Annotated in this window: 9 protein-coding genes and 3 tRNA genes; 4 read left to right on the forward strand and 8 right to left on the reverse strand. The window is 47.6% G+C overall.

Annotated features, from left to right (window positions below; genetic code table 11):
• Position 1 precedes the first annotated feature (1 nt).
• Positions 2 to 76 (forward strand) — tRNA-Val (locus tag C510_RS0114490).
• A gap of 86 nt (positions 77 to 162) precedes the next feature.
• Here C510_RS0114490 and cysK read toward each other — a convergent pair.
• From cysK to C510_RS0114505, 3 genes are all read right to left on the reverse strand, one after another.
• Positions 163 to 1,110, reverse strand: a complete 948-nt coding sequence (cysK, locus tag C510_RS0114495; protein WP_018711996.1) for a cysteine synthase A — start codon at positions 1,108 to 1,110, stop codon at positions 163 to 165.
• A 121-nt stretch (positions 1,111 to 1,231) separates the two neighbouring features.
• Positions 1,232 to 1,307, reverse strand: a tRNA-Met gene (locus C510_RS0114500).
• Between the two features lie 18 nt (positions 1,308 to 1,325).
• A tRNA-Met gene (locus C510_RS0114505) sits at positions 1,326 to 1,398 on the reverse strand.
• Positions 1,399 to 1,833: 435 nt separating this feature from the next.
• On the opposite strand from C510_RS0114505, the gene C510_RS0114515 reads away from it, so the two are divergent.
• The 3 genes from C510_RS0114515 (at position 1,834) to C510_RS0114525 (ending at position 3,964) form a co-directional block, all read left to right on the forward strand.
• Positions 1,834 to 2,421: a TetR/AcrR family transcriptional regulator gene (locus C510_RS0114515; protein ID WP_022339393.1), complete on the forward strand. Its 588-nt coding sequence runs from the start codon at positions 1,834 to 1,836 to the stop codon at positions 2,419 to 2,421.
• 29 nt (positions 2,422 to 2,450) lie between these two features.
• Positions 2,451 to 3,197: a 3-oxoacyl-[acyl-carrier-protein] reductase gene (fabG, locus tag C510_RS0114520; RefSeq protein ID WP_018711998.1), complete on the forward strand. Its 747-nt coding sequence runs from the start codon at positions 2,451 to 2,453 to the stop codon at positions 3,195 to 3,197.
• A gap of 95 nt (positions 3,198 to 3,292) precedes the next feature.
• Positions 3,293 to 3,964, forward strand: coding sequence for an RluA family pseudouridine synthase (locus C510_RS0114525; protein ID WP_018711999.1), 672 nt, complete (start codon positions 3,293 to 3,295; stop codon positions 3,962 to 3,964).
• Between the two features lie 305 nt (positions 3,965 to 4,269).
• Here C510_RS0114525 and C510_RS0114530 read toward each other — a convergent pair whose 3' ends face one another.
• From C510_RS0114530 to C510_RS0114550, 5 genes are all read right to left on the reverse strand, one after another.
• A complete protein-coding gene (locus tag C510_RS0114530) occupies positions 4,270 to 5,607 on the reverse strand; it encodes a sigma-54-dependent transcriptional regulator (protein WP_018712000.1) in 1,338 nt (445 codons plus the stop codon).
• Positions 5,608 to 5,802: 195 nt separating this feature from the next.
• A complete protein-coding gene (locus C510_RS0114535) occupies positions 5,803 to 8,343 on the reverse strand; it encodes a hybrid sensor histidine kinase/response regulator (RefSeq protein ID WP_026320243.1) in 2,541 nt (846 codons plus the stop codon).
• Positions 8,340 to 9,677 (reverse strand): MATE family efflux transporter, encoded by a 1,338-nt coding sequence (locus C510_RS0114540; RefSeq protein WP_018712002.1) that lies wholly within the window; start codon positions 9,675 to 9,677, stop codon positions 8,340 to 8,342. The genes C510_RS0114535 and C510_RS0114540 overlap by 4 nt, the downstream gene beginning before the upstream one ends.
• Complete coding sequence (locus C510_RS0114545; RefSeq protein WP_018712003.1) at positions 9,674 to 10,912, reverse strand: M16 family metallopeptidase; 1,239 nt, start codon at positions 10,910 to 10,912, stop codon at positions 9,674 to 9,676. Before C510_RS0114545 ends, C510_RS0114540 begins: the two co-directional genes overlap by 4 nt.
• Position 10,913: 1 nt before the next feature.
• Complete coding sequence (locus C510_RS0114550; protein WP_022339385.1) at positions 10,914 to 11,753, reverse strand: peptidylprolyl isomerase; 840 nt, start codon at positions 11,751 to 11,753, stop codon at positions 10,914 to 10,916.
• Between the last annotated feature and the right edge of the window lie 18 nt (positions 11,754 to 11,771).

Raw genomic sequence — 11,771 nt, forward strand, 5'->3', positions numbered from 1 at the left:
GGGGCGTTTAGCTCAGCTGGTTCAGAGCATCTGCCTTACAAGCAGAGGGTCGGCGGTTCGAATCCGTCAACGCCCACTTGAAGCTTCGCTTTTGCGAGGCTTTTTTTATGCCCGGAATTTTCCGGCGGATGTGCAGTGAGCATCCACCGGAACTGGAGTGTATTACAGTGGGTATTCTTCGAATGCGTATAATACGGTGGAAAGATACCTTTCTCCTGTGTCAGGTAGTAATACTACTATGTTTTTGCCTTTATAGGCTGGGTCTTTGGCTAGCTGCAGGGCTGCATAGGTGGCTGCTCCGGCAGAGATGCCTACCAGTAATCCTTCTTTGAAGGACAGCTCGCGTCCTGTGCGGATTGCGTTGTCGTCGGTTACTCGTATGATGCGGTCCACTACTTCGGGATGATAGCTTTTGGGGATGAATCCGGCGCCTATTCCTTGTATTTTGTGGGGACCTGGTTTGTCGCCTGACAAGACTGCCGACGAATCCGGTTCAACTCCGATGATTTCTATGTTCGGATTGTGCTTTTTCAGGCCCATTCCTACGCCGCTAAGTGTTCCTCCGGTACCTACTCCTGCTACAAATACATCGACTGTACCGTCCGTGTCTTTCCAGATTTCCTCGGCGGTAGTGCGTAAGTGCGCGTCCGGGTTGGCGGGATTCTCAAATTGCTGCAGGATTACCGAGTCTTTGATTTCGGCCTTCAGTTCGTCTGCTTTTTGGATGGCTCCTTTCATGCCTAAGGCTCCAGGGGTCAGTACCAGTTTGGCTCCACGGGCTTTCAGCAGATTCTGCCGTTCGATGCTCATGGTTTCGGGCATGGTCAGGATGGTTTTATAGCCTTTTACAAGGGCTACCCACGCCAGTCCTACCCCAGTGTTACCACTGGTCGGTTCGATGATGACGGAACCGGGTTTCAGGATTCCTTTCTTTTCGGCGTCTTCTATCATTGCGAGGGCGACTCTGTCTTTTACACTTCCTCCCGGATTGAAATATTCCAGTTTGGCGATAAGGTGTGCTTGGGCTTGGTGTGCTTCTCCTAATTTCTCTAATGCCAGTAAAGGCGTGTTGCCTATCAGTTCGGTCAGGCTTTTCTTGATATTTGCCATGGTTGTATTTTATTGATTTTCGTTGATGCAAAAATAGGAGGAAAGGTAAGAGGAGGCAATACCTCTTTTGGGGTATATTGATAAAACAAAAAAGAGAAGCGTCTTTTGAACGTTTCTCTTCTGGTTGCGGAGGCCTGACTCGAACAGACGACCTTTGGGTTATGAGCCCAACGAGCTACCAACTGCTCCACTCCGCGATGTAGCGTTTTTGAGAGTTGCGGAGGCCTGACTCGAACAGACGACCTTTGGGTTATGAGCCCAACGAGCTACCAACTGCTCCACTCCGCGATGTTGTTTTCTTAATTCGAGTGCAAAGGTACGGCTTTTATTTTTTGTATGCAAATTTTTCTGTATTTTTTTGTTCGTAAAATGTTCCTGGAAGATGTTTGGTGGCCGTATCGGCTTTTTCAAGTGGATATTTATCGCTTTGACTGGCGTTTGGAAGCTCTTTTTCATCGTAGCTTGTACCCGATGGGCATAGTCGCCTTTTCGGAGGAATGATGCATCTTAGGTGCTGAAAGAATCTACTTCTCCGATAAACATCCTTTACATTTTGCTGTTTGAAACAGAGAAAGGTTTCAGGTGTGAGGATTGAGTCTTTCTTCTGGGATTTCAGCTGATTTTGAGGGAAGAGCGCAATTTGTACAGCCTCGGATTTGTATAGTCGGAATAAAAGCAGTACTTTTGCTCAGTTTTAGTATGTGATGTGCAACTCGTGAACGTATGACAGTCTTAAAAACAAGAGCCCAATTAGTTGATGTAGCCCGGCAGTTGTTTGCCAAAAAGGGGGTAGAAGATACTACAATGAATGATATTGCAGTAGCTTCCAAGAAAGGGCGTCGTACGTTGTACACCTATTTCAAGAGCAAAGAGCAGATTTATCAGGCTGTGGTAGAATCGGAACTGGAAATGCTTTCGGACCACATGGAAATCACAGCGGCCAAGAATCTGAGTCCTGATGCCAAGATAATGGAACTGATTATCAACCATCTGGATTCCATCAAAATGGTAGTCTATCGAAACGGTACGCTGAAGGCCAATTTTTTCCGTGACATCTGGCGGGTAGAAACGAAACGTAAGTATTTTGATGCCAAAGAAATAGAACTTTTCCGCAAGGTGCTGCAGGAAGGAAAGGACGAAGGGATTTTTCAGATAGACGATGTTGAGATTACTGCTGATATTCTTCATTACTGTATAAAAGGGATTGAAGTTCCTTACATCCGGGGACAAATTGGAGAGAATCTGGACGATGAAACCGGATGGCGTTATGTGAAGAATATCGTATACGGTGCACTGGGATGTACACGATGAGTGGAATTTCTTAATTAAAACGTAATATTATGGGATTATTAACAGGTAAGACAGCGATTGTAACAGGTGCCGCTCGTGGTATCGGTAAGGCAATTGCTTTGAAATTTGCTTCAGAAGGTGCAAATATCGCATTTACAGATTTGATGATTGACGAAAACGGTCAGAATACAGAAAAAGAAATTGCTGCTTTGGGTGTGAAGGTAAAAGGTTACGCTTCGAATGCTGCCAGTTTCGAAGATACTGCCAAGGTAGTAGAACAGATTAAGGAAGATTTCGGTTCCATCGATATCCTGGTAAACAATGCCGGTATCACCAAGGATGGTCTGATGATGCGTATGTCTGAGGCACAGTGGGATGCTGTTATCGGTGTCAACCTGAAGTCAGCTTTTAACTTCATTCATGCTTGTACTCCGATTATGATGCGTCAGAAGAGTGGTAACATCATTAATATGGCTTCTGTAGTAGGTGTTCACGGAAATGCCGGACAGTGTAATTATTCAGCTTCCAAGGCCGGTATGATTGGTCTGGCTAAGTCAATTGCCCAGGAATTGGGTTCTCGTGGAATCCGTGCCAATGCGATTGCTCCGGGCTTCATCATCACTGAAATGACTGCTAAATTGTCTGATGAAGTGAAGGCTGAATGGAACAAGCGTATTCCTTTGCGTCGTGGTGGTACACCGGAAGATGTAGCGAACATCGCTCTGTTCCTGGCTTCTGATATGTCTTCATACGTATCAGGACAGGTAATCCAGGTGGATGGTGGTATGAACATGTAATTTATGCTGCATAACTCTGCAGGCACGGATTTCGCGGGTGTAGTACACACGAAGGTCGGAGTCCGTGCCTGTTTTTTATTTGAATACGTTGAATCATGACTGTAGTTTACGAAGACAATCATATTATTGTAGTCAACAAGACTGCCTCTGAAATTGTACAGGGAGATAAGACGGGCGATGTGCCTTTGTCGGAACTTGTGAAACAATATCTGAAGGAGAAGTACGCAAAACCCGGTAATGTCTTTTTGGGAGTGATGCATCGCCTGGACCGTCCGGTAAGTGGGCTGGTGGTTTTCGCCAAGACCAGTAAGGCTTTGGCCCGGTTGAATGAAATGTTCCGTAACAGCGAAGTGAAGAAGACCTATTGGGCGATAGTGAAACAGGCTCCGAAGGAACCGGAAGGCGAGCTGGTGAATTATCTGGTACGCAATGAAAGGCAGAACAAGTCGTATGCATACGATAAGGAAGTACCTAATTCCAAGAAAGCGGTGCTGCATTACCGGCTGATTGGCCATTCGCAGAATTATTTTCTGTTGGAAGTGGATTTGAAGACGGGGCGTCATCACCAGATCCGTTGTCAGTTGGCGAAGATGGGATGTCCTATCAAAGGCGATTTGAAGTATGGATTTCCTCGTTCCAATCCGGATGGAAGCATTTGCCTGCATGCCCGTAGGGTACGTTTCATCCATCCGGTGTCAAAGGAAGAAATCGATTTGACGGCACCTGTTCCGGAAGGGAACCTGTGGAACGGTTTCGATATGCTTTGATGATGGATACCGGTGGGTATAAAAAGTGAGTGGGAGCGCTTCACAGCGTTCCCACTCATTAACACATAGGCATCTTCTTTATAAAAAGAGGTTGAGTCCTCTTTATATATGGGGTTGGGTTTTAAAAAAAGCCTGTTAGTTTTTGTGTATGCAATTTGTACCGTAAATAGTATTGCAAGATACGTGCCAAACTTTATTGATTTATTTAAACACTTCTCAATGAGTTTGTTATGTATTTTCTCTACATGCATCCAGTTTCCTTTTTTGTGGAAATGTGTGTGGATGGTGTGGAAAAAGTCTACACTTTATTGTGGAATGTTATAAAGTTTCAGTTTGTTGTAGAGTGTTTTTCGGTCTATACCAAGAAGTTGTGCAGCACGTGTCTTGTTATTTTTTGTTTGCTGCAGAGCCTGCAGAATCCGTTGTTTTTCATCGTCTTCGTTTCTTAATGTCAGATTAACGGTTTCCTGGTTTGTTTCTGTAGCGTGTAATTCTTCTCCTAATTCCTTACAGGTGATAAAATCTCCCGTAGCCAGTAGAGTGGCCCGTTTGACCACATTTTTCAGTTGACGCAGATTCCCCGGCCAGTCATAGCGTTGCAGGGCATCGCATGCTTCTGCATCGAATCCTACCAGATTACGTTCCAACTCCTTGTTGGCCTGGTCAAGGAAGAAATTGGCAAAAAGCAGGATATCTTCCGTCCGGTCTTTCAGCGAAGGCATGTAAAGCGTGAATTCATTGATTCGGTGATACAAATCTTCGCGGAAATTTCCTTTTGCAATGGCTTCCTTCAGGTTCTCGTTTGTAGCGGTAACCAGACGTACATCCACTTCGATTTCCTTGACCGAACCAATCCGCCGTACCCGGCGTTCCTGCAGTGCACGAAGCAATTGTACCTGTACTTCGTAACTCAGGTTCCCTATTTCATCCAGAAAAAGTGTTCCGCCGTTAGCTTCTTCGAAAGCGCCGACTTTATCGCTTAAGGCTCCGGTAAAGGACCCTTTGATGTGGCCGAAGAATTCGGATGCCGCTAGGTCTTTAGGGATGGAGCCACAATCGATGGCGACGAACGATTTGTCGGCCCGTTTGCTCAACTGGTGGATGCGGTGTGCCACATATTCTTTTCCGGTACCACTGGCACCGTTGATCAGTACGGACATTTGGGTCGGTGCTACCAGACGTACGTAGTTGAACAGCTGTTGTGCAGCTTCACTTTCTCCTTCCAGAAAATTTGAGGCAGTAGGCAACAGGATATTTTCTGTTTCTTTGGTTTCTTTATGGGGGAGTGCGATGGCTTCGTTGATTTTTTTGAGCAGTTCATCCGGCTGTATGGGTTTGGATATGTAGTCTGTGGCCCCTAGTTTCATACATTGCACGGCACTTTGGATTTCAGCATAACCGGTCATGATGATGAAAGGGATGTTTTTCTTCTGTTCTCTGAGCCAAGAGAGCAGGTTGATCCCGTCCTGATCAGGCAAGCGCAAATCAGAAATTACCAGATCGAATTCTTTTGAAAGCAGAATTTTCCGGGCACGTGCACTGGTGCTGGCTGTTTCTACATCGAATCCCTTTTTCCCCAACCACGTCTTCAGCATGGTAGAAAATGTCAAATCATCTTCAACGATCAGTACTGTTGAAACCATAGCTATTTATTTAATTATACAAATATAATCTTTTTATGGCATTATTCCATCTCTTTCGGATACTTTTTACATAAAACTTGTATGAAAATAGAAAATCCCTATCAAATATAACTCATTTAGCCAAAACATGAGGACGTTTTGATTCAAATATCCTCATGTTTCGATTCAAATGTCTAGACGAATTGTTCAAAACGTCTAGGCGTTTTTGGATGCTTGTTGCTGTAAGGTCAGGCAGTAGTTTTCGGCATGTGCGATTACCTTTTCTGCACATCTGATGATGGAGGCTGTGTATGTCTCGCTTTCATCGTCTGTAAGTCCGCTGGTACGCCGATGGTCCATGTCCTGCAGGGTCGCGATGATTTCCTTGGCTTCTATCATGGTGAAGGTAGGCAGCATCTTGTGGGCTATGGCACAGAGCTGTTGCGAATTGTTCGTTTCCTTGGCTTCCTGAAGTGCCTGTATGTTCCGTTGGGTTTCCTGAATAAAGGTTTGCATGATTTCCACTGCAGCTTTCGGGTCGTCTTCCGAGAAAGCGGTCAAAGGGGTAAACCGGTATGGAGACGTTTCCGTTTCAGCGGGTGTCGATGGTTCCGGTTCTGGTTTCCTGGGGAGACTCGATTGGGGAACCTGAAACAGGCGGGTGAATATCTGTAGGATATCCGATTGGTTGAACGGTTTCTGCAACATGCCGGAGAAGCCTTTCGATAGAAAGTCTTTTTCACTCAAGTCACCACGGGCCGTGATAGCAATGACCGGTAGGGTATCTGCGTGAGGAATGGCCAGTTCCCGGATGTGTTGGAGCAGTTCGAATCCGTTCATCGCCGGCATCTGTATGTCAGTGAAGACGATGTCTATCCGTTGTGTCTTCAGGATTTGCAGAACTTCTTCCGGTTGCTGGCAACAGTGGATGATGGGCTTTTCCTCGGCCGGGGTTTCGCCGTCTACCAGTGTGTGCAGAATGATGGCTTGTGTAAGGTGTAGCTGGATGCTGTCGTCGTCTACCAGCAGGATATGCAGGCGGGTGGTAGGCAACAGTTTCCCGGCTTTGTTGGTACCGGTCTTGTTGGCCGATATGCGGGGTAGGGGCAACGAAACCGTGAAAGTACTGCCTTTTTGGGGAATACTGTCGATATGGATTTTTCCATTGGCCAATTCAATCAGTTTCTTGGATATAGAGAGTCCTAACCCGAAACCTTCCTGTCCTTGCGCACTTTGAAGGCGGGTAAATTCCTGGAAGATGCGTGTCTGTTCTTCGGGAGTCATGCCGCATCCGGTATCTTGGATGCTGAATGTAAACTGATTACCCTGGTAGCCTACCCGTAGTTTGATACTGCCTTCGTGGGTGAATTTCAGGGCGTTCGAAAGCAGGTTCTCCGCTATTTGCCGGATACGGAACGGGTCTCCCTCCAGCACCAGTTCATCGGCGACCTGCTCTTCGTAGGTCAGACTGATACCTTTTTTCTCTGCCAGCGGAAGGAAACTGTGGAATATGTGGTTGAAAAGTTCATTCGGATGAAAGGCTATTTGCTGCAGGTCCATTTTACCTGCTTCCAGCCGGTGATAGTCCAGCAGAGAGGCTATCAGGTCCAGCAGGTGGCGGGCCGAACTCTTCATGTTATTCAGATAAAGTAGCTGGCGGCGGTCTTTGGTCAGTCGGAGCAGCAGGTCTAAATAACCGATGATGGAACCGGCAGGAGCCTTGATATCATGGGTGATGGTCAGCATCAGCTTTTCGCGTGCTACCAGCAGGTCTTCGGCATAGAGCTTGGATTTCTCCAATTCTTTACGGTAATGGGCACTACGCGTCAGGTCCCGCCAGATGACGATAAAGAAGATGAGTGACAGTACTACAGCCACCGTTGCAATGATTTCGATGGTCTGTGCGGCCTGGTTACGGATTTCCTGTTCCTGATGTATCTTGCTGAAAGCCGCATTCTGTTCGTCTGTCTCAATACTTTCCAGTAACTGGGTGACACGTTGGCTCAGTTCACTTCCGGCTATACGCAGACGGTTGATTCGCTCCAGCAGTACGCGCTGCTGATGTTGTTGGGTGTTGAATACTTTTCCGCGGATATCCGAAATCAGGTTGGCTATTGTATCAATCGGGCTATATTCTTCGCTGATGGTGTCTGTGTATTCTTCCTGAATGACATTGTTCACCTGGGTGGAGTCGTTTTTTCCGGGTGAGAATACCTCGGCCAAGCGTTTGAAGAATCCTTTTTTCTTGTGGTGGATGGTATACGTATTGCGGTGGGTGACAATCTTTTTCTGCACGCGGGGGGCTCTGAGCAGTGAGTCCTGTTTGTTGAGCAGACTGTCCAGTTCGGCCTGATACAGTTCTTCCGTCGGGCTGTCTGCCATGGCTTCCAGGACGGCAATCATGTTTCTTTCTTTTTCCCGGAGTAGTCCGCGTACAGTGTCCAGACGGGTTTGCTGTAAGGTATCTGTCAGATAAGTCTGTAGTGTATCGATGCTTTCTTCAGCTTCCCGCATGGCCAGCAGATACGGCTGAAACTCATCGATTTTCCCGGAGCGGAGGGTCTGTCCGATGATTTCCACATCATACAGTTGGCTGATAATCTGGTTGGTGATTTTCCGCCGTTTGTTGATATTGGCTTCGAGCTCTGATGGCTCGGTCAGCAAGTTCATTTCCTGGTAGATGTAGCCGATGGCTCCCAGTAATAGCGAAATGAGGAGAATGAATCCGAAGGCGATTTTGGATGAAGTCGATATCATGATACGGTAGATTTTGTACAAGTCTTATGTTTGAACCGGAGGTAATACATGACGCCCGCACTGGTCAGTCCGAAAGGGAATGCCATCCAGATACCTGTAATGCCTCCATTCAGGACAAAGCCGAAGAAGTAACCGGCAGGCAAGGAGATGATGAAGTAAGCGATGAACGAATACAGCAGCATGGGGCGTACATCGGCTATACCTCGTAGCGAGTTGGCAAAGTTTATCTGTAATCCATCACCGAACTGGTAGATGACCAATGGAATGATGAGTTGGGCCACCATGAGGCTGACCGGCTGGCTGTCGGTGAACAAGCCTCCTAGCTGATGCCGGAGCAGGAAGATGGGGATAGAGGTTGCAACTATCATGACCAGAATCAGGTGGAATCCGGCGGTAGCTGTCCGTCGCACATTTTCGACGTCGTGTTGCCCGTAATAGTTGCTGATGCGTACCGATACGGCAGCTCCCATGCCGTAATACATCATGAAGCAGACCTGTGAGATGGTCAGCATAATCTGGTGGGAGGCCAAAGCCGTACTTCCTAACCAGCCCACCATGATGGTACTGAGGCTGAAGGAAGCGGTTTCCATTCCCATTTGTCCGGCAATGGGCCATCCCAGCCGGTTGAGGAGCGAGAAATCGGTACGGTTGATGCTTCCACCGAGAAATCCTTTGTGGAACAGGCGGTAACGGGCAGTACCGAAAAACAGGTAAAGGTAGGCTATCACCATCAGGATACGGGCTATCAGAGTGGATAGCCCTGCTCCGTTCAGCCCCAGTGCGGGCAAACCGCATTTACCGTAAATCAGCAGGTAGTTGCCGATGATGTTCAGGATATTTCCACCAAGCAGAATCCACATGGAAACGCGGGTATCGGTAATACCGTCGGTAAACTGCTTGAAGGCATTGAACCAAAGTACGAATGGCATGGATGCCAAAAGGATGAGAAAGTAGGGACGCATCAGGGGGATAAGCTCTTCCGGTTGTCCCAACCGGTGCATATTCAGGTAAAGCAGGTACATGACGGCGCATACCATAACCGCCAATACCGTATTGGCGGCTATGCTGTTCTTCAGGGACTGTCCGGCAGCTTCGTATTTGTGTTGTCCGAACAGGCTGCCCACTATCGGAGTCAGTCCATAGGAAAAACCGGTACTGAAGATAATGGCCAGTCCGAACATGTTGTTGACGAAGCTGGCGGCAGCCAGTTCCGGTGTACTGTGGTGTCCTATCATCAGGGTATCCGCAAATCCCAGGATGATGACGCCTATCTGTCCGATGACGATAGGAATCCCCAGTTTCAATAATGCGTGGTAATGTGTCTGTAGTTTCATTGGGCGGCCCGATAATAGAGTACGCTGCAGTTTTCCGGTACCAGGTACGTTTGTGCGGTCTGACAAATCTGCTCTGCTGTTACTGCCCGGTATTTTCCGACCTCCTCGTTGATGTCTTCCGCCTTTCCGAGCAGTTCGAAGTAAGCCAGATTGGTCGCTACGTTCAGGTAGTTGATGTTGTTGAAAATCTGTTCACTTTCGTAGCGGTTCTTTACTTTTTCCAGTTCTTTCTCATCAACCGGAATGTGCTTCAGTTTCTCCAGTTCCTGCCATACAGCCTGTTCGGCTTCTTCCAGCGAAACGCCTGCTGCAGGTTTACCGGTAATCTGTAACAAACCTTCATCCAGGCTGCCTGAAATGTAGGCATCAATGGAGGTAAAGACCTTCTGGGTGATGACCAGTGATTGAATCAGGCGTGAAGAACGTCCGTTGGCCAGCAGGTCGGTCAGCATATCGAATACCTGATAGTCCGGATGCAGACGGTTACACATGTGAAAAGCCATGTAGAGCGTATCTACCGGTACATTCCGTGTAACGGTTTTCCGGCGGATGGCAGTCTGTGTTTTTTCTGACGGAAGGTTCCGGCAAGAGACTTCGCGGGCAGGAATCGGTCCGAACCATTTTTCTGCCAACCGGACGGTCTCTTCGAACGAGATGTGTCCCGATACGGCCAGAATCGCATTGTTGGGCGCATAGAAACGGTAGAAGAAGGCTTTCACTTCTTCCAGCGTAGCATTGGCGATGTGGCTGATTTCCTTTCCGATGGTCGGCCATCGGTATGGATGGTCCTGATAGGCCATTTCCCGTATCAGATGCGAGGCATCACCGTACGGTTGGTTCAGGTTGCGCTGTTTGAACTCTTCGATGACTACCTGACGCTGTACTTCCAGGCTGTGCGGGCTGAAATCCAGACTCAGCATGCGGTCGCTTTCCAACCAGAATCCGGTTTCTACGTTCTGATAAGGAAGGGTAATGTAATAATTGGTGATATCGTTGTTCGTCCATGCATTGTTCTCTCCCCCCGCATTCTGAACCGGCGTATCGTAATCGGGTATATGGATGGAACCTCCGAACATCAAGTGTTCGAACAGGTGGGCGAATCCGGTATGTTCCGGGTCTTCATCACGGGCTCCTACTTTATATAACAGGTTGAGGGCGACCATTTGGGTAGAGTCGTCCTCATGATGTACAATCCGTAACCCGTTCGGCAGGCTGTGTCGGTTTACACTTATCATCTTATTCTGCAATTACAGCTTTCAGGATACGGACGTCTGTCACCGGTCTGTCGGCACGGTTGGTCTTGACACTTTCTATTTTATCCACGATGTCCATACCGTCTACTACTTCACCGAATACAGTGTAGTTTCCATCCAGATGGGGGGCACCTCCCAATGTGGTATAGGCATCAATCTGTTGTTTGGAGAATTTGAACCGTGGTTCTTTGGCTACTTCGGCACGGGCTTGCGCTTCCAGAGAATCCTGCAATTCCAGCAGACCTTCGTTGTCGCCGGCTTTACGCATCTTGAAGATTTCTTTCATGTGTTTGCGGGCCAGGATATTGAAGGCAGTATCCAGACGGGCTTCGTTTATCTGGTTTTCCATGTTGATAAGCTGTGCCTGTGAGAATTTCTTTCCGGTAACGATGTAGAACTGGCAACCGGATGAGGCTTTTTCGGGATTGACATCATCTCCTTGACGGGCAGCAGCCAAAGCACCTTTCTTATGGAAAAGAGTCGGGTTGAATTCTGCCGGGAGTGTATAGCCTACGTCACCGTTGCCCAGTGTAGCGGTGTCACTGGCATGTTTACTTTCCGGGTCACCGGCCTGTACCATGAAACTTCTGATGACACGGTGGAATAGGGTGCTGTCATAAGCTCCTTCTTTTACCAGTTTGATGAAGTTATCGCGATGTCCCGGAGTCTCGTTATAGAGTTTGACTGTGATGTTTCCCAGGGTTGTTTCCAGTCTTACAAGTGTTGCATTGTCTTTTTCCATGTGGGTTTTCTTTTGCTGGTTACCGGTACATGCCATGATACAACTGGCAACCAAGGTTAATAATAGGATTGCTTTTTTCATAGAGAACTGTATTGGTGT

This window comes from Phocaeicola barnesiae DSM 18169 = JCM 13652, from assembly GCF_000374585.1.
GTDB classification, from domain to species: Bacteria; Bacteroidota; Bacteroidia; order Bacteroidales; family Bacteroidaceae; genus Phocaeicola; species Phocaeicola barnesiae.

Coding starts and splice junctions, on each gene's coding strand:
- cysK (WP_018711996.1), bottom strand. CDS start 1,110: ATGGCAAATATCAAGAAAAGCCTGACCGAACTGATAGGCAACACGCCT.
- C510_RS0114525 (WP_018711999.1), top strand. CDS start 3,293: ATGACTGTAGTTTACGAAGACAATCATATTATTGTAGTCAACAAGACT.
- C510_RS0114530 (WP_018712000.1), bottom strand. CDS start 5,607: ATGGTTTCAACAGTACTGATCGTTGAAGATGATTTGACATTTTCTACC.
- C510_RS0114540 (WP_018712002.1), bottom strand. CDS start 9,677: ATGAAACTACAGACACATTACCACGCATTATTGAAACTGGGGATTCCT.
- fabG (WP_018711998.1), top strand. CDS start 2,451: ATGGGATTATTAACAGGTAAGACAGCGATTGTAACAGGTGCCGCTCGT.
- C510_RS0114550 (WP_022339385.1), bottom strand. CDS start 11,753: ATGAAAAAAGCAATCCTATTATTAACCTTGGTTGCCAGTTGTATCATG.
- C510_RS0114515 (WP_022339393.1), top strand. CDS start 1,834: ATGACAGTCTTAAAAACAAGAGCCCAATTAGTTGATGTAGCCCGGCAG.
- C510_RS0114545 (WP_018712003.1), bottom strand. CDS start 10,912: ATGATAAGTGTAAACCGACACAGCCTGCCGAACGGGTTACGGATTGTA.
- C510_RS0114535 (WP_026320243.1), bottom strand. CDS start 8,343: ATGATATCGACTTCATCCAAAATCGCCTTCGGATTCATTCTCCTCATT.